19 protein-coding genes are annotated in these 15,264 nt (G+C 70.9%); 17 read left to right on the plus strand and 2 right to left on the minus strand.

All coding sequences use genetic code 11. The features are described 5' to 3' along the window. Nucleotides 1-102: 102 nt before the first annotated feature. The 11 genes from QUE79_RS06145 (at nt 103) to QUE79_RS06190 (ending at nt 8,891) form a co-directional block, all read left to right on the plus strand. Nucleotides 103-1,029, plus strand: coding sequence for a flagellar motor switch protein FliM (locus QUE79_RS06145; RefSeq protein WP_286345904.1), 927 nt, complete (start codon nt 103-105; stop codon nt 1,027-1,029). Next, nucleotides 1,026-1,625: a flagellar motor switch protein FliN gene (locus QUE79_RS06150; RefSeq protein ID WP_350271650.1), complete on the plus strand. Its 600-nt coding sequence runs from the start codon at nt 1,026-1,028 to the stop codon at nt 1,623-1,625. Before QUE79_RS06145 ends, QUE79_RS06150 begins: the two co-directional genes overlap by 4 nt. Beyond that, entirely contained in the window at nt 1,607-1,711 is a 105-nt protein-coding gene (locus QUE79_RS25290) for a FliM/FliN family flagellar motor switch protein (protein ID WP_350271744.1), read from the plus strand. Before QUE79_RS06150 ends, QUE79_RS25290 begins: the two co-directional genes overlap by 19 nt. A 49-nt stretch (nt 1,712-1,760) precedes the next feature. After that, entirely contained in the window at nt 1,761-2,225 is a 465-nt protein-coding gene (locus QUE79_RS06155; RefSeq protein WP_286345905.1) for a flagellar biosynthetic protein FliO, read from the plus strand. 260 nt (nt 2,226-2,485) lie between these two features. After that, a complete protein-coding gene (fliP, locus tag QUE79_RS06160; RefSeq protein WP_434011075.1) occupies nt 2,486-3,271 on the plus strand; it encodes a flagellar type III secretion system pore protein FliP in 786 nt (261 codons plus the stop codon). Continuing rightward, nucleotides 3,268-3,543, plus strand: a complete 276-nt coding sequence (gene fliQ / locus QUE79_RS06165; protein ID WP_286345906.1) for a flagellar biosynthesis protein FliQ — start codon at nt 3,268-3,270, stop codon at nt 3,541-3,543. Before fliP ends, fliQ begins: the two co-directional genes overlap by 4 nt. A 3-nt stretch (nt 3,544-3,546) precedes the next feature. Beyond that, nucleotides 3,547-4,305 (plus strand): flagellar biosynthetic protein FliR, encoded by a 759-nt coding sequence (locus QUE79_RS06170; protein WP_434011037.1) that lies wholly within the window; start codon nt 3,547-3,549, stop codon nt 4,303-4,305. After that, complete coding sequence (locus QUE79_RS06175) at nt 4,305-5,459, plus strand: EscU/YscU/HrcU family type III secretion system export apparatus switch protein (protein ID WP_286345907.1); 1,155 nt, start codon at nt 4,305-4,307, stop codon at nt 5,457-5,459. Before QUE79_RS06170 ends, QUE79_RS06175 begins: the two co-directional genes overlap by 1 nt. Continuing rightward, nucleotides 5,456-7,501 (plus strand): flagellar biosynthesis protein FlhA, encoded by a 2,046-nt coding sequence (locus tag QUE79_RS06180; RefSeq protein WP_286345908.1) that lies wholly within the window; start codon nt 5,456-5,458, stop codon nt 7,499-7,501. The genes QUE79_RS06175 and QUE79_RS06180 overlap by 4 nt, the downstream gene beginning before the upstream one ends. Nucleotides 7,502-7,539: 38 nt before the next feature. After that, on the plus strand, nt 7,540-8,523 hold the full coding sequence (locus tag QUE79_RS06185; protein WP_286345909.1) for a hypothetical protein: 984 nt from the start codon (nt 7,540-7,542) through the stop codon (nt 8,521-8,523). Between the two features lie 107 nt (nt 8,524-8,630). Next, on the plus strand, nt 8,631-8,891 hold the full coding sequence (locus QUE79_RS06190) for a carbon storage regulator (RefSeq protein WP_286345910.1): 261 nt from the start codon (nt 8,631-8,633) through the stop codon (nt 8,889-8,891). A gap of 256 nt (nt 8,892-9,147) precedes the next feature. Here QUE79_RS06190 and QUE79_RS06195 read toward each other — a convergent pair whose 3' ends face one another. After that, on the minus strand, nt 9,148-10,035 hold the full coding sequence (locus tag QUE79_RS06195; protein WP_286345911.1) for a spermidine synthase: 888 nt from the start codon (nt 10,033-10,035) through the stop codon (nt 9,148-9,150). A gap of 116 nt (nt 10,036-10,151) precedes the next feature. Here QUE79_RS06195 and QUE79_RS06200 point away from each other — a divergent pair, with 116 nt between their 5' ends. From QUE79_RS06200 to QUE79_RS06225, 6 genes are all read left to right on the plus strand, one after another. Beyond that, a complete protein-coding gene (locus tag QUE79_RS06200) occupies nt 10,152-10,532 on the plus strand; it encodes a hypothetical protein (protein ID WP_286345912.1) in 381 nt (126 codons plus the stop codon). Continuing rightward, on the plus strand, nt 10,496-10,651 hold the full coding sequence (locus QUE79_RS06205; protein ID WP_286345913.1) for a hypothetical protein: 156 nt from the start codon (nt 10,496-10,498) through the stop codon (nt 10,649-10,651). Before QUE79_RS06200 ends, QUE79_RS06205 begins: the two co-directional genes overlap by 37 nt. 84 nt (nt 10,652-10,735) lie before the next feature. Beyond that, nucleotides 10,736-11,824 (plus strand): sensor histidine kinase, encoded by a 1,089-nt coding sequence (locus tag QUE79_RS06210; RefSeq protein ID WP_286345914.1) that lies wholly within the window; start codon nt 10,736-10,738, stop codon nt 11,822-11,824. A gap of 4 nt (nt 11,825-11,828) precedes the next feature. Continuing rightward, nucleotides 11,829-12,380 carry a response regulator gene (locus tag QUE79_RS06215; protein ID WP_286345915.1) on the plus strand — a complete coding sequence of 184 codons (552 nt, stop codon included), beginning with the start codon at nt 11,829-11,831 and terminating at the stop codon, nt 12,378-12,380. Beyond that, on the plus strand, nt 12,380-12,520 hold the full coding sequence (locus QUE79_RS06220; RefSeq protein WP_286346854.1) for a response regulator transcription factor: 141 nt from the start codon (nt 12,380-12,382) through the stop codon (nt 12,518-12,520). The genes QUE79_RS06215 and QUE79_RS06220 overlap by 1 nt, the downstream gene beginning before the upstream one ends. A gap of 213 nt (nt 12,521-12,733) precedes the next feature. Then, a complete protein-coding gene (locus tag QUE79_RS06225) occupies nt 12,734-14,431 on the plus strand; it encodes an Ig-like domain-containing protein (RefSeq protein ID WP_286345916.1) in 1,698 nt (565 codons plus the stop codon). Between the two features lie 48 nt (nt 14,432-14,479). Here the strand turns inward: QUE79_RS06225 and QUE79_RS06230 are convergent, their stop codons facing one another. Then, nucleotides 14,480-15,148: a maltokinase N-terminal cap-like domain-containing protein gene (locus QUE79_RS06230; protein WP_286345917.1), complete on the minus strand. Its 669-nt coding sequence runs from the start codon at nt 15,146-15,148 to the stop codon at nt 14,480-14,482. Nucleotides 15,149-15,264 lie beyond the last annotated feature (116 nt).

Below are 15,264 nucleotides of genomic sequence, written 5' to 3' on the forward strand. Positions count from 1 at the left end.
CGCCGCGGAGGCCGCAGTGCACAAGTAGATCCCTCCGAGAAGTAGCTAACCAATCGAGACATTTTTCTAACGTGATGCGTCGAGCGTCCGATAGCTGTATTCGTGACCCTCCTCGACCAGACCGCCCCGAGCCAGCAGAGCGCCCTGCGCGCCGCGCCCGCCCGCCCGGTCGAGGTGTACGACTTCCTGCGTCCGACGACGCTGGCCCGTGAGCACTCGCGCGTGCTCGAGCTCGCCTTCGAGACGTTCGCCCGCCAGTGGGGCACGCAGCTCACCGCCAAGGTGCGTGTGCTCTCGCAGGTGACCTGCGAGCAGGTCGTCATGACGACCTACGACGAGTTCGCCGCGTCCCTCCCGGCCACCACGGCGATGGTGCTCTGCCCCCTCGACGGCGCGACGGCCAAGGCCGTCATCCAGTTCCCCTCCGCGGCCGCGCTGGGGTGGGTCACCCACATGCTGGGTGGCACCCCGGCGGTCGGCGTCGAGCTTCCCGAGCGCAAGTTCACCCCCATCGAGCAGGCCCTCGTGCGCCGCCTGATGGACGACGCGCTCGAAGACCTCCGCTACTCGCTCGGCTCGCTCCTGGTGACCCCGATCTCCGTGGGCGGGTTCCAGTACAACTCGCAGTTCGCCCAGGCCGCCGCGAAGAGCGACCTCATGATCGTCGCCGCGTTCGAGATCCGCGTCGGCGAGTCGACCGCGCCGGCGACGCTCGCCCTGCCCGCGGAGATCCTGCTCCCGCAGCTCGGTGAGACCAACCCGACCTCCACCACGGCCAACGCCCGCGAGCTGATCGACAGCCAGCTGGCCGCCGTCCCGGTCGAGGTCGCCCTCCAGTTCCTCCCCGCGCAGGTGCTGCCCAGCAAGGTCCTCGACCTCGCGGTCGGCGACCTGCTGGCTCTCCCGCACCCCGAGCACCGCCCTCTCGACGTCACCATCGACGGGCAGACCGTCGGCCGTGCCGCGGTCGGGGCCAACGGCTCGCGCCTGGCCGGGATCATCGTCACCACCGAAGAGAGACTCGCATGACCACGACCGTCACAGCCCTGCACTCGGCAGCAGCCGCGGCACTCGCCTCGCAGCTGCCCTCGAGCGTCCCGCTGGTCACCCAGCTGGCCTCCTTCGTGCCGGAGGACGTCCTCTCCGGAGCCGTCACGGCGAACTTCGTCGGCGACGTCTCGGCCGACTTCGCCGTCGTCGTCGCCGACCTCCCCGGTGCGGCCGAGGCCGGCCTCGAGGCCACGGATCTGCTGCGTCCCGCGCTGGAGGCCGCCGGTCAGGCGCTCGGAGTCGGCGTGCTCGGCGACGTGCACCACGGCGGCGCGGCCGAGTTGGCCTCGGATCCCGCCAGCATCGTGTTCGAGCTCGTCGACGCCGGTCGCCCGGCCGGCTGGTTCGTCGTGCGGGTCCGTGAGAACGGCGTCGTCGGTTCGTCGGCCTCGAGCTTCCAGGGGTCGGTCGCAGACAAGCTGGGCCGCATCAACAACGTCGAGATGGCGCTGACCGTCGAGATCGGCCGCACGCGCATGAGCGTCCGCGACGTCCTCTCCTCGAGCCTGGCGCCGTCATCGAACTCGACCGCTCCGCCGGTGCTCCCGCCGACGTCCTGCTCAACGGCCGCCTGATCGCGCACGGCGAGGTCGTCGTCGTCGACCAGGACTACGCGGTCCGGATCACGCAGATCCTCGACATCGCGGACGGGCAGAACTGACCGTGGACACTCTCTTCGTCGGCCTGCGGGTCGTGGTCTCCTCGCCGCCGTGCTGGGGTTGCTCTGGTTCATCCAGCGCAAGATCGCAAAGACCGGTCGCGTCACCCGTCAGGCGAAGCACGTCACCGTGGTGGCCCGCCAGGGCATCTCGGGCAAGGCGTCCGTCGCCGTCGTCGACGTCGAGGGTGTCCGGTACGTCCTGGGCGTCACCGAGCAGAGCGTCAGCGTCCTCGGGTCGAAAGAGGCCCCGCAGGATGCCATCGTCACCGCGATCGCGCCCGCTGCGGCCGCGGCTCCGGCCGCGACGTTCGCGCAGACCCTCGCCGCCCAGCCCGCCGTCGTGGTGCCGGCTCCCGCGGCCACCCCGATCGACAGCCCCCGCCGCGCCGCCCGAGCCGCAGCCGCGGCCGCACCGGCGGCCCCCGCGCAGGCCGCCCCGTTGGCCGGCTCGATCCTCTCCGCCGCCACCTGGAAGCAGGCCGCCGCAGCCATGAGATCGCAGAAGCGCGCATGACGGACCAGCCCCGCCGCCGCTCCACGTGGGCCGCGGCTCCCTCCGGCGCGCCGCAAATCGTCCTGTTCGGCTCGGCCGAGGGCAACCGCTCCTCGGCTCTCGTCACCGCCCTCCGCGCCGGGTTCGAGCACTCCTTCGCCGCAAAGATCCTGGGCCTCGGCCCGGCCACGGCTCCGGTGCTCGTCACCAGCGTCGAGCTCCGTCGCCACCGCCGCTCTCGCCTGGCCCGCGCCCTCCGGGTCACGACCGTCGTCGTCGCCCTGCTGGCCTTCGTCGCAGGCTTCGTCCTCCTCCAGGCGCACGGCGCCCACGCCGCTCCGGTCGCGCCGACGGCCCCCGTCGCGCCGACCGGCCCCACGGCTCCCGCCACCACCGGCACCGGCGGGCTCTCCGTCGACATCAACGGCCCCGACGGGACCCCGTCCTCCGCCGTCGTCACGCTCCTCGGCCTCACGCTCCTCAGCGTCGCGCCGGCCCTGCTGCTGATGATGACCAGCTTCACCAAGATCTTCGTCGTCCTGGCCATGACCCGGAACGCGCTCAGCCTCCAGTCGATCCCGCCGAACCAGGTCATCGCCGGTCTCGCGCTCTTCCTCAGCCTGTTCATCATGGGCCCCGTGCTGATGCACGTGAACGACCTCGCCCTGCAGCCCTACCTCGCCGGCAAGATCGACTTCCAGCACGCGATCACCCTCGCGGAGGGGCCGATGCGCCACTTCATGCTGGGCCACACCCGCGAGGAGGACATCGCGCTGATGACGCGGGCCGCCAAGAAGGCGAACCCGGCCACGATGAACGCGACGCCCATGCTGACGCTGATTCCGGCTTTCATGATCTCGGAGCTCCGCGCCGCCTTCATCATCGGCTTCGTCATCTTCATCCCGTTCCTGGTCATCGACCTCGTCGTCTCCGCCGCCCTGATGTCGATGGGCATGATGATGCTGCCGCCGGTCATGATCTCGCTGCCCTTCAAGATCCTGCTCTTCGTGCTCGTCGACGGCTGGGGCCTGATCATCAAGAGCCTGATCGAGAGCTACAACACATGAACACGACCGGAGTCCTCGACATCGGCGTACAGGCGCTCCTGGTCGCCGGCAAGCTCGCCGCCCCCGTGCTGATCACGGCCCTCGTGGTCGGCTTCGCGATCTCGCTCCTCCAGTCGATCACGCAGATCCAGGAGCCGACGCTGGCCTTCGTGCCCAAGGCGATCGCCGTGGCCATCGCCCTGGTCGTCTGCGGCAACTGGATGATCTCCACGATGATCTCGTTCACGACGACGATGTTCGACCGGATCCCGTCGCTTCTGGGCGGTGGCTAGACCGTGGACTTCCGGTTCGACATGAGCGCGGTGGAGGCCGTGATGCTGGCGGGTGTCCGCATCGTCGCCTTCATCATGATCGCGCCGCCGTTCTCCTACAAGGCGATCCCCGGCAACGTGAAGGCGATGCTGTCGGTCGGCCTCGCGATCGCCGTGGCGCCCAGGATCGTCCCCGGCTACCACGCGCAGACCACCGGCGACTTCTTCGTCTCGCTCGTCCTCGAACTCGTCGCCGGCGCCACGCTCGGCTTCCTCGTGTGGCTCGTCTTCGCCGCCATCCAGTCGGCCGGCAGCGCGATCGACCTGTTCGGCGGCTTCCAGCTCGCTCAGGCCTACGACCCGCAGTCGATGGTCAACGGCGCCCAGTTCACCCGCCTGTTCCAGATGACCTCGCTCGTGCTCATGTTCACCTCGGGCGGCTACCAGTTGATCATCGGCGGCATCATGCGCACCTTCGACGCGGTGCCGATCGGCGTCGGAATCGACCTCTCGCACCCGGCCGCCCTCATCGTGAAGGCCGTGACGCAGATGTTCGTCGCGACGCTGCAGATCGCGGGTCCGCTGATCGTCGTCCTGTTCCTCGCGGACGCGGGCCTCGGGCTCCTGACCCGAGTCGCTCCCGCGCTCAACGCGTTCCAACTCGGCTACCCGCTCAAGATCATGATCACGCTCGGTCTCGGCGGCATGGTCTTCGTGGCGCTGCCGCAGATCGTCTCGACGCTGTCGAAGCAGGCCGTCGACGTCCTGGTGGGGGTGAGCTGATGTCCGACGCGTCCGGCGAGAAGACCGAGCAGGCGACCGAGAAGCGGATGAAGGAGGTCCACGGCAAGGGCCAGCTGTCCAAGTCGCAGGATCTCTCCGCCTGGGTCGGGGTCGGGGCCGCCGTCGTCATGATGCCCGCGACGATCGCCCGGGCGTCCGACGCGGGACTCGTCCAGATGGCCACCGTCAAGAACGTCATCGCCGCCCCCTCGGTGGGCGCCGCGAAGAGCGCCATGTTCGACGCGTTCGCCCAGATCGGCGGCATCGTCGCGCCGCTGCTCGCGGTCAGCGCCGTCGCCGTCCTGGTCGTCGCCATCATCCAGGGCGGCGTTCATTTCAAGAAGTCGATCGCCAAGTTCGAGCACTTCAACCTGCTGAACGGCATCAAGCACACCTTCGGTCCGCAGGCCCTCTGGCAGGGAGCGAAGGTGCTGCTGAAGACGGGTGTCGTCGCCCTGGTGCTCTGGATCGTCATCAAGAACCTCATGCCGGTGCTGATGAACTCGAACCTGCCGCTCACCTCGCTGCTCTCGGCTGCCAGCGGCGGCGTCTCCTCGCTCGTCGTCGCAGCCGTCGCCGCGGGCCTCGTGCTCGGCGGGCTCGACGTGATGGTCGTCCTGCGGCGCAACCGCAAGAAGACGCGCATGTCGAAGAAGGAGATCAAGGACGAGAGCAAGTCGTCCGACGGCGATCCCCTCATCCGCCAGCAGCGTCGTCAGCGAGCACTGGCCATGAGCCGCGGCCGCATGATGTCGAACATCGCCGACGCCGACGTCGTCATGGTCAACCCCACCCACGTCGCCGTCGCCCTGAAATACGAGCCGGGCCGTTCTGCGCCGCGCGTCGTCGCCAAGGGCGCCGGCGAGGTCGCTCGCGGGATCCGCGAGAAGGCGGAGCAGGAGGGGGTCCCGATGGTCAAGGACATTCCCCTGGCGCGCGCCCTGCACGCCGCCTGCGAGCTCGGCGACGAGATCCCCGTCGACCTCTACTCACCGGTCGCCCGCGTCCTGACCTTCGTCATGGCCCTCAGAGCGCGCGGCTCCTCTGCCGCCGCCGGAGTGCACACCATGCCCGGCGGCACCATCGCGGCCGAGCCCGAACCGTCCGAACACACCGAACCCTCGGCTAGCACCCTGGTTGGAGCACCCTCGTGAAAAACCTTCCCAAGCTCGTCGTCCCCATCGGCGTCGTCGGCATCGTCCTGCTGCTCGTCGTGCCGGTGCCGTCGATCCTGCTCGACACGCTGATCGTCTGCAACATCCTGCTCGCCCTGGTCATCCTGCTCACGACGATGTTCGTCAAGAAGCCGATGGACTTCTCGGTGTTCCCCTCGCTGCTGCTCGTCGCGACGCTGTTCCGCCTCGGACTCAACGTGGCGTCGACCCGCCTGGTGCTGAGCAAGGGCTTCGCCGGGGAGGTCATCCAGGCCTTCGGGCACGTCGCCGTCGGCGGCTCGGTCATCATCGGCGCCGTGATCTTCCTCATCCTGGTCGTCATCCAGTTCGTCGTCGTCACGAAGGGCGCCGAGCGCGTCGCCGAGGTGGGCGCTCGCTTCACCCTCGACGCCATGCCCGGCAAGCAGATGGCGATCGACGCCGACCTCAACGCCGGGCTCATCACCGACGAGATCGCCAAGAAGCGCCGCGCGGAGGTCGCCGGCGAGGCCGACTTCTACGGGGCCATGGACGGTGCCTCGAAGTTCGTCAAGGGCGACGCGATCGCCGGCATCCTGATCATCATCATCAACCTGATCGGCGGCATCGCGACCGGAATGGTGTCGGGCGGTCTCGCCATCGGCGACGCGCTGAGCAAGTACGGCATCCTCACCATCGGCGACGGCCTCGTCACCCAGATCCCGGCTCTGCTGATGGCCGTCTCCACCGGCATGATCGTCACCCGCTCGAACGCGGAGTCGGACCTCGGTTCGACGGCGTCGTCGCAGCTCACGCAGTCCCGCACCGCCGTCATGATCGCCGGAGTCGCCGCCATCGGCATGGCATTCATCCCCGGCATGCCGATCGTGCCGTTCATCCTGGTCGGCGGCAGCCTGCTCTTCATCGGCTACCGCATCAAGGCCCGGGAGAAGAAGGCGGCACAGGATCTCGAGCTGGCCGCGATGACGCAGGCGGTCGCGCCCTCCGAGACCACCGAGGACCTCCTCGAGCAGATGCGCGTGCACGCGCTCGAGATCCAGCTCGCCCCCGACCTCGTCGACATGGTCTCCGGCGCCTCCGACGACCTCCTCGGCCGCGTCCGCGCCCTGCGCCGCAAGATCGCCATGGAGCTCGGGGTCGTCGTGCCACCGGTCCGCACCCGCGACAGCGTCGAGCTGCCGCCGTCGACCTACGCGATCCGGATCGCCGGGGTCGAAGCGGGTCGCGGCGTCGCTCCCGCCTCCAAGGTCCTGGCGCTCGGCGACCTCCTCGACGCGCTGCCCGGAACGAGCACCGTCGAGCCCGTCTTCGGCCTCGCCGGCAAGTGGATCCCGGCCGAGATGCGTCACTCCGCCGAGATGACCGGCGCCACCGTGATCGACCGCGTCTCGGTGCTCGTCACCCACCTCTCGTCGATCATCACCGACAACGCCGCCCGCCTGCTCAGCCGAGAGGACGTCCGCGTGCTCGTCGAGGGCGTCAAGACCGTCAACGCCCCGGCGGTCGACGAGCTGATCCCGAGCATGCTGAGCATGGCCGAGCTGCAGCGCGTTCTCCAGGGCCTCCTGCAGGAGCAGATCCCGATCAACGACCTCGGCCGGATCTGCGAGGCGCTGACGCTCCGCGCCAAGGTGTCGACCGACCCCGAAGGGCTCGTCGAGGCGGCCCGCGCGGCTCTCGGCCCGGCACTCAGCGCGCAGTACCTCGACGGGAACACCCTGCGCGTCATCATGATCGAGCCCGGTCTCGAACAGTCGCTCCTGGAGGGCCTGCGTCCCTCGGAGCTCGGGACTCAGATCCTGCTCGACGCGCACCGGATCGAGACGATCCTGTCGTCCCTCAAGGCCCAGGTGCAGAACGTCGAGGCGTCCGGGCTGAGCGCCGTCCTCGTCTGCGCGCCGGCTCTGCGTCCTGCGATCCGCCGCCTCGTCTCGGCGCAGACCGGCGGCCTGCCCGTCCTGTCGTACCAGGAGGCGACGGCGGGCAACGTGACCATCGAGACGGTCGGGGTCGTGCGCGGCGTCGACTCGCTCGCCGCCTGACCCTGTCGTCCACCGACCCCGTCTGAGAGGATGAAGCGATGAGCGGGCCGAGCATCACCGTCACGGGCAAGACCCTCGACGAGATCGCCACCCGGGTGCGCGTCGAGCACGGCCCGCGCGCCCGCATCGTGGCGGCGGAACGCGTCACCTCCGGTGGCATCGCCGGGCTCTTCGCCAAGCGCTACGTCGAGGCCACCGTCGAACTGCCCGAGCGCGGTCGCCGGGCGGCGCGAACGGGGCGGGACGCGCCCGGTCGCCGCGCCTCCGACACCCCCGCCTCGCAGGCGGCCTTCTCACCCACGCCGGCGCAGCGCGTGGGGCTCGCCGCGCTCCTGGCCGACGCCGAAGACGCCGAGGAGGCGTTCGCGCTCGAGGAGAAGCCCGCCGAGCCCGCGGTCTCCACCCGATCCGGCGCCTTCGCCGACCTCATGGACGATCTCGCCTTCAACGGCGTCATCACCGATCCCGTCGTTCCCGAGCCGCTGGTTCCCGAGCCGGTCGTTCCCGAGCCGGTCGTCAAGATGACTGCGACCCCGGTGGCGCCCGCAGCACCCGAGGCGCCCCGCCCGGCCCCTGACCTGCTCGACGGCCCGGGCGACCTGGTCGTCGTGGTGGGCGAGCGCCCCGACACGGTCGCCGTCGCGCAGGCGATGGCCGAGGGCTCGAGCCTGCAGCGCGCGGCCATCCGAGTGGCAGGATCCTGCGCCGACGGCCGATTCGTCAGGGTCACCGACCGACGCGGCGCGCTCGAGGCCAGGGCGTCCGGCGTGGAGCTCGACCGGGCCACCTTCGTCGCCGTGGGGTGGGATTCGGCCACGGCCGAGATCGTCGCCGCGCTCGCGCCCGACCAGATCTGGTTCGCCGTCGACGCCGGGCGCAAGCACGCCGACACCGAGCGGTTCCTCGCGACGGCGTCCGCCGTCATCGACGCCGACGGGCTCGCCGCGGCGGGCCTGGCGGGCACCTCGACGCCCGACACCGTGCGCACTCTCGGCCTCCCCGTCGGCTGGACCGACGCGTAGGTCGCCGCCGCGACGCGTTTCCCGGACAACTCAACGCGCCGCGGCGCGTGTGAATGTCCGGGAAACGCGTTGCGGCAGACAGGACCACACCCCGGTAGTCTTGCGGGATGCTGGTGCTTACGCGCAAGGTGGGGGAGAGGATCCTCATCGGTGACGACATCGTCCTCACCATCCTCGACTCCCGCGGCGACGGCATTCGCGTCGGCATCGACGCCCCGCGCGGCATCAAGGTGCAGCGCGAAGAGGTCGTGCGAGCGGTCACCGAGGCCAACGCCGAGGCTGCCAGCGCACCCGACGACGCCGAGGCGCGCCTGCGCGATCTGCTCGGTGGGGCGCAGCCGCCCGCGGATCCTGCCCCCGAGCAGTAGTCCCCAGCCAGCCAGCCAGCCCCCTCTCCCTGCCTCCCTCCCGAAATCGAAGGGGATTTTCGCGCCGACCCTGCCCGATCGGCATGAAGCCGTCGTCGCCGCGAAAATCCCCTTCGATTTCTGCGGGGTGGGGGCTGCAGCGGCGCGGGGCAGGGGCGGGGCGGGGGCGGGTGTGCGGGGCGGGTGTGCGGGGCGGGTGCGCGGGGCGGGGCGGGCCGGGACAGGAGGACGGTGCCGGTGCGCGCGGGCGCTGGAGTCAGCGGCCGCCGAACACCGATCGCGACGGCTCGGGGGACGGCACGGCGGTGGCGTCCGTGACGACGGGCGCCCCGGCGACGAAGTCGCGCAGCTCGCGCCCGGCCACGACCTTGGCGGGCAGCGGGTCGGAGGAGTAGACGCGGGGCATGCGGTCGACCGGCAGCTCGGAGTGCGATCCGACCAGCACGACGTTGCCGAACCGCCGACCCTTCAAGGTGCCCGGGTCGGCCACGGCGACGACGTGCTCGAAGACGGTCTGGAGCGTCGACGCCTGGCCGCGGGCGAACGCGAGGCCCGCACCGTCGGCCGAGTTGACGATCAGCATGCCGGTCGGGGAGAGGAACGCGGCCGCGGCCGTGTAGAACTCGAGCGAGGTGACGTGCGCGGGGATGCGTGACCCGCCGAACACGTCGACGACCAGCAGATCGACGGTGCCGCGCAGGCCGGCGGGCAGCTTCTCCATCACCTCGCGGGCGTCGCCGTAGCGCACCCGGATCGACGCGCCGCGCGGGAACGGCAGTTGGGCGCGAACCAGGTCGACCAAGCCCTGCTCGAGCTCGACGACCTGCTGGCGCGAGCCCGGCCGGGTGGCCTCGACGTAGCGGGGCAGCGTGAGGGCGCCGGCCCCGAGGTGCAGGGCCGTGAGCGGGCCAGGCGGGAGGAGGTCGATGGCGTGCCCGATCCTGCGCACGTATTCGAAGGCGAGGTGCGTCGGATCGTCGAGGTCGACGTGCGACTGCGGTGTGCCGTCGACGACGAGCGTGTACGAGCCGGGGCTCCAGCGGTCGGGATCGATTCTGGCCTGGCCCGCACCGATGGTGATCTCGAGCGGGGCGTCGTCTCCGGAGCCGACGGTGTCGCGGGACGAGCCGCGGGAGGAAGCCATGCCTCCAGCCTGCCACGGCGCGCTGGGATCTCCACCCCGCACTTCCACCCGTGGGTGGTGGGCCGGCCCGGCTGCCGCTGCAACTCTTGAGACATCCCCAGAAGAAAGGTCACACCGTGTCGGTCCAGCTCCTCACCAACATCGTCATCGGGCTCGCGCTCGTCGGCTTCATCGCCTACCGTCAGCTGCGCTGGACGCGGACCGACCGCGCGAGCGTCTGGCGCATGCCGCTGATCCTCGGCGTGATCGGCGTCATCAACCTCTCGTCGACCGCGAAGAACGCGACCGTCGGCGCCCCGGACATCACCATCATCGGCATCGAGCTCGTCCTCGCGGTCGTGATCGGTCTCCTCATGGGGCGCCTGACGGTGTTCCGGGTGGCGGCGACGCCCGATTCGAAGGGGCGCAGGATCGAGGCGCGCTCCGGGGCGCGGGCGCCGCGCTCTGGGTGGTCCTCATCGTGGTGCGCGTCGGCCTCGACGTGGTCGGCGGGATGATGGGCGCCCACCTGCTCACCGCGACCGGCGTGATCCTGCTCACCGTCGCCGCCAGCCGCGCCGCTTCGGCCCTCATGATGGACGGCCGCATGCCGCAGGTCTCGACTGTCAGGGCATGATGGCGGTGTGACCGCCGCCTTTCCTCCGACCCGGACCGCCCGCGCGGTCTGGGTTCGGCGCTCAACGGCATCGGAGCGATCATCGTGGCCTTCTGGCTCTTCGCGGGTCACGTCGCCGGCGCGCACCTGACGACCCCGGTGATCGCGATCAGCCTGGTCGCTCTCGTCGCCTGGGTGGTCCGCGCGTTCACCCGCGAGAACCGGCTCGGCGACGTCTCGGCCGTCGTGATGCTCCTCGGCGGAACCACGATGGTGCAGGCGACCGATGCGCTGATGATCACCCCCGCCATCATCGCGGTGCTCGCCGTCACTGTCGACAGGCGTCACCCGATCGCCGTCGGGGCCTCCTTCGCACTCGTCGGCGCGGCCATCGTCACCGCGACCTCGATCGCGTACGGGCGCCCGCCGTCGTTCCTCCTCGGTGTCCTGGGAGGCCTGGCGATCGGCTTCGTGATCGGCTTCAACCGGAGGCAGACCAGGATCGCCGCCGAACGCGAACGCGAACTCCTCGCCCGCGATCTCGAGATCGACCGCGAGCAGCAGCGTTCGAGTCTGCTGGCCGACCGTGCTCGGGTCGCCCGCGACATCCACGACGTCCTCGCCCACAGCCTGGGCGGGCTCGTCATCCAGCTCGACGCCGTCGAGGCCCTGCTCGAGAACGGCCGCACCGACGACGCCGCGGCCCGGGTGCTCGCCGCCCGGCAGCTCGCCGCCGAAGGGCTGGGCGAGGCTCGGCGGGCCGTCGCGACGCTGCGCGACCCGGATGCCGACCCCAGCCCCGAACGCGATGCTCTCGGGGCGCCCGACGCTCTCGAGCGCCTGATGGCTGCTCACGAATCGCTGGGCGGCCGTTCGGTCGTCGAGGGCAGGTCCGCCCTCGATCAGCTCGATCCGGAGCACGCGCGCGCGGTGGCCGGGGTGCTCCGCGAGACGCTGAGCAATGCGCGTCGGCACGCCCCCGGCGAGACCGTGACTCTGGTCTTCTCGCTCGACCGGCACCGTGGCATCCTGCGCTTTCGGGTGTCGAACCCCGTTCCGGCGTCGGAAGCCGTGTCGCCGGGAGGCGGCCACGGGCTTCCGGGCATGCGCGAGCGGGTGGCCGAGCTGGGCGATGCCTCGTGGGTCGACGCCGAGCGGCGCGGGGCGGAGTTCGTCATCGAGGAGAGGTGGTGACGCGGTGACGGAGACGACACCGGCGGGCTCCATCAGGATCGTGGTCGCCGACGACCAGGCGATCGTCCGCGACGGCCTGGTGACGATGCTCTCCCTGGTCGACGACTTCGAGATCGTCGGGCAGGCCGCCGACGGGGCCGAGGCCGTCCGTCTCGTCGACGAGCTGACGCCCGACGTCGTGCTCATGGACCTCCGCATGCCCCAGCTGTCGGGCGCCGAAGCGACCGCACGTGTCCTCGCGTCCCACCCGGCGACGGCCGTGCTCGTGCTGACGACCTTCGCAGACGACGAGTCGATCGTCGGCGCCCTGCGGGCCGGCGCTCGCGGGTACCTCACCAAGGACGCCGGGCGCAAGGAGCTCGCCAGCGCGATCCGGGCGGTCGCCGCCGGTCAGTCGATCTTCGAGGCCTCGGTGGGTGCGCTGCTGGTGCAGAGCTTGACGGCAGGATCCGCGAATCGCTCCCCGGCCGGCGTCGAGCCGCCGCGCTCGTCCGCCGACTCCTCCGCGCACGCCACCCCGACCTCACCCCGCGCGAAGCCGAGGTCTTCGCGCTGATCGCCCTCGGACTGTCCAACCCCGAGATCGCGGTGAAGCTGTTCGTGAGCATCGCCACGGTGAAGGCCCACGTCAACACGATCTTCGCGAAGCTCGACGTGACGACACGAGCGCAGGCCATCGCCCTCGCGCTCGGCTGACGTCGCGCTTCGCCGGTCGTTCACCCGACGGGTCTAGACATCACCCCCGTTCGGGGGTTATGTTGTTCGTACCCGACGGCGAACCGAAGCCGCCAGGTCTTGTCGGTGGTGCACACCCAGGCACCCGCTCTCCCCGGCCCTTCGCGGCCGAGCGAAGCCAACCGCGCCTCCTGGCTTCGACTTCTGCCACCACCCGACACCCGAAAGTCCCGCATGCCCGCCACGCGTCTGTCCGCGCCCGCTCACCCGTCCACCCGCCTCACCCCTGGGAGACGTCGTCGTCTCGCCGCCCTCCTCCTCGTTCCACTCCTGGCGTTCGCCGCACTGCTCTTTGGAGCGGCGGCACCGGCCCAGGCGGCCCCCATCACCGGTGCCATCACCGACGTCAGGATCGCTCCGACGGATCCCCGGTTGGGCGCACAGCTCACGACGGAGATCGACTGGAGGGTGCCCAACGGCACGCAGTCCGGCGACACCTTCACGCTGACGCTCCCGTCGAACCTGCGCAATCTTCCGCAGGGCTTCGCGCTCGTCGACCCCGACGGTGGAGCGGTGGTGGCCAACGCCGTCCTCTCGCAGACGATGCCGGCCGTGATCACGTTCACGATGACGGACTACGCGTCGACGCACTTCGACACCCACGGCACCGCCTTCGTCACCTCGAACTTCTCGGCCTCCAGCACGCCGGCGGGCGTCACGACTCCGCTCACGTACACGAGCGGCGACGGGCGGGTCTTCACCGTCCCGGTCACGCCGACCGGCTCACCGACCGGCACCGACCGTCCCTCGAAGTACGGCGTGTACACGCGACCCGACCAGGGTCGCACCAACGGGACCGACTTCCTCGCGTACAACATCTCGACTCCGGTCGGACCGTTCGAGTCGGCCACGACGACCGACACGGTCGGCTCCGACCAGAAGTGGACGTTCGACTGCTCGACCATCTCGTACCTGGACGTCCGCCTCAACGCCGCCGGGACCATGGTCGGTCGTACCCCGACGACGCCGGCCTCGACCTCGTGCAGCCCCACGTCCCTCACGGTCGGCTGGGGTCCGGCTGTCGCGCTCCACGAGTACCGCGTGGTGATCGACGCGAGCCTTCCCAAGGCGACGGGCGTCTCCACCGCATCGCAGACGTTCACCAACACGGCCCGAGTCGTCACCGTGCAGGGCGGCGCCCGGCGCTCGCAGGCGGCCACGGCCGTCGACCAGCAGTCCTCCGGCGGCGGCACCGGCGTCGGGGTCAACCCGGCCGTCGCCATCGTCAAGGGCGACTCCCGCGGTAACGCCGCCGACACCGATGCCGCCCGTGTCACCCTCGGGGCCGACGGCACCGCGTCGCTGGTCTACCGCGTCACCAACACCGGCAGCGACGTTCTGCAGAACGTCCAGGTCTCCGACCGCGTCGTGTCCAACGGCACCGTCACCGGGCTCAGCTGCGACTTCTCCGCTCTCGGCGGGCCGACCAGCGGCACCTCGTTCTCCGGTCACTTCGCCGTCGGTGTCAGCTTCCCCTGCACCGCGAACCTCAGCGGCGTCTCCGCGGGCGACACCGACCACCAGGACGTCGGCACCGTCACGGCCACCGGTGTGCTCTCCGGGCAGCGAGTGACCGGCTCGAACGCGTACTTCGCGCGCGTCGCCGGTCTCAGTGGTCCGACCGGCGGGACGTCGACGCCCAACGGCGGCACCACGCGGCCGACTGCTCCCGTCACGGCTCCGGCCCCCGCACCCGCGGCGGTCGGCACGACCGGGCCGGCCGTCGCGCCGGTCGCGTCGGACGACGACTCGACGCTCGCCTACACGGGCACGGACGTGGTCGCTCCGCTCGGTGCTGCCGGAGTGCTCCTCGCGCTCGGCCTCGGTCTCACCGTTGCAGCTCGCCGCCGCCGGGTCGCCGACTCGGAGTAGGGACGGCGGCTCGACCCGCCGGGCTTCGGCTCGGCGGGCCGGGCTTCATCAGTCGCGGGCGACGACGACCAGCGTCATGGGCTCGTCGTGACCCTGCCACGAGCCGCTCAGCACCTCGCGCTCGGCTCCGGTGCCGGCGGCCGCGGCAAGGGCCGCCGCGTCCGCGCCGGGCACCCTGGCCAGGGCCACCCGCAGGTCGCCGGCGCTCGCGACGGTGATCCCGTCGTCGTCGCGGGTCGCCACGGCGGCGACGTCGGGTGCGGTGACCTCTCGTGATCCTGCCGCCCCGCTCCCCGCTGCGACGGCGGTGGGCTCACGGGGGACCCGGGCTCCGTCGATCTCGTAGAACTCGTCGGCCTGGACTCCGCCGCCGAGGGCCGCATTCGCGACCGCGGCGAGGTACGCGGGATCGCCGAGGGCGTCGTAGACGAACCGGGTGCCGAGGACGGAGTGCTCCATCGTGCCGAGCAGCCAGGCCTCACCGCCCGCGAGAGCGGTGTCGCGATAGGTCAGCGGCACCTGCAGCACGGGCCCCGCGCCTGCGCTGACGAACAGCGTCTCGATGCCGACGCGCCCCTCGGGATCGTCGAACCGGAACGCGGCGACCTTGTCGAAGTCGCGCTCGGGATCGCCGTCGAACCAGGGCTGCGCCCGGGCCCAGTCGGCGAGGATCTCGGTCTTCGACGGAGTCAGTTCCGACTTGTGCAGGAGTGCCATGCCCCGATCGTAGGGGGCGACGCGGCGCACCCCCAATACACGGTTCGTTTCGCGGATCACCCTCCCGATGCCTGCGCCGGGCCAGTACTCTTTCGATCCCGTCGAGCGTTCCACCC

This window comes from Frondihabitans sucicola (assembly GCF_030296615.1).
Classification (GTDB): domain Bacteria; phylum Actinomycetota; class Actinomycetes; order Actinomycetales; family Microbacteriaceae; genus Frondihabitans; species Frondihabitans sucicola.

Coding starts and splice junctions, on each gene's coding strand:
- QUE79_RS06190 (WP_286345910.1), top strand. CDS start 8,631: ATGCTGGTGCTTACGCGCAAGGTGGGGGAGAGGATCCTCATCGGTGAC.
- QUE79_RS06195 (WP_286345911.1), bottom strand. CDS start 10,035: ATGGCTTCCTCCCGCGGCTCGTCCCGCGACACCGTCGGCTCCGGAGAC.
- QUE79_RS06175 (WP_286345907.1), top strand. CDS start 4,305: ATGTCCGACGCGTCCGGCGAGAAGACCGAGCAGGCGACCGAGAAGCGG.
- QUE79_RS06185 (WP_286345909.1), top strand. CDS start 7,540: ATGAGCGGGCCGAGCATCACCGTCACGGGCAAGACCCTCGACGAGATC.
- fliQ (WP_286345906.1), top strand. CDS start 3,268: ATGAACACGACCGGAGTCCTCGACATCGGCGTACAGGCGCTCCTGGTC.
- QUE79_RS06150 (WP_350271650.1), top strand. CDS start 1,026: ATGACCACGACCGTCACAGCCCTGCACTCGGCAGCAGCCGCGGCACTC.
- QUE79_RS06230 (WP_286345917.1), bottom strand. CDS start 15,148: ATGGCACTCCTGCACAAGTCGGAACTGACTCCGTCGAAGACCGAGATC.
- QUE79_RS06225 (WP_286345916.1), top strand. CDS start 12,734: ATGCCCGCCACGCGTCTGTCCGCGCCCGCTCACCCGTCCACCCGCCTC.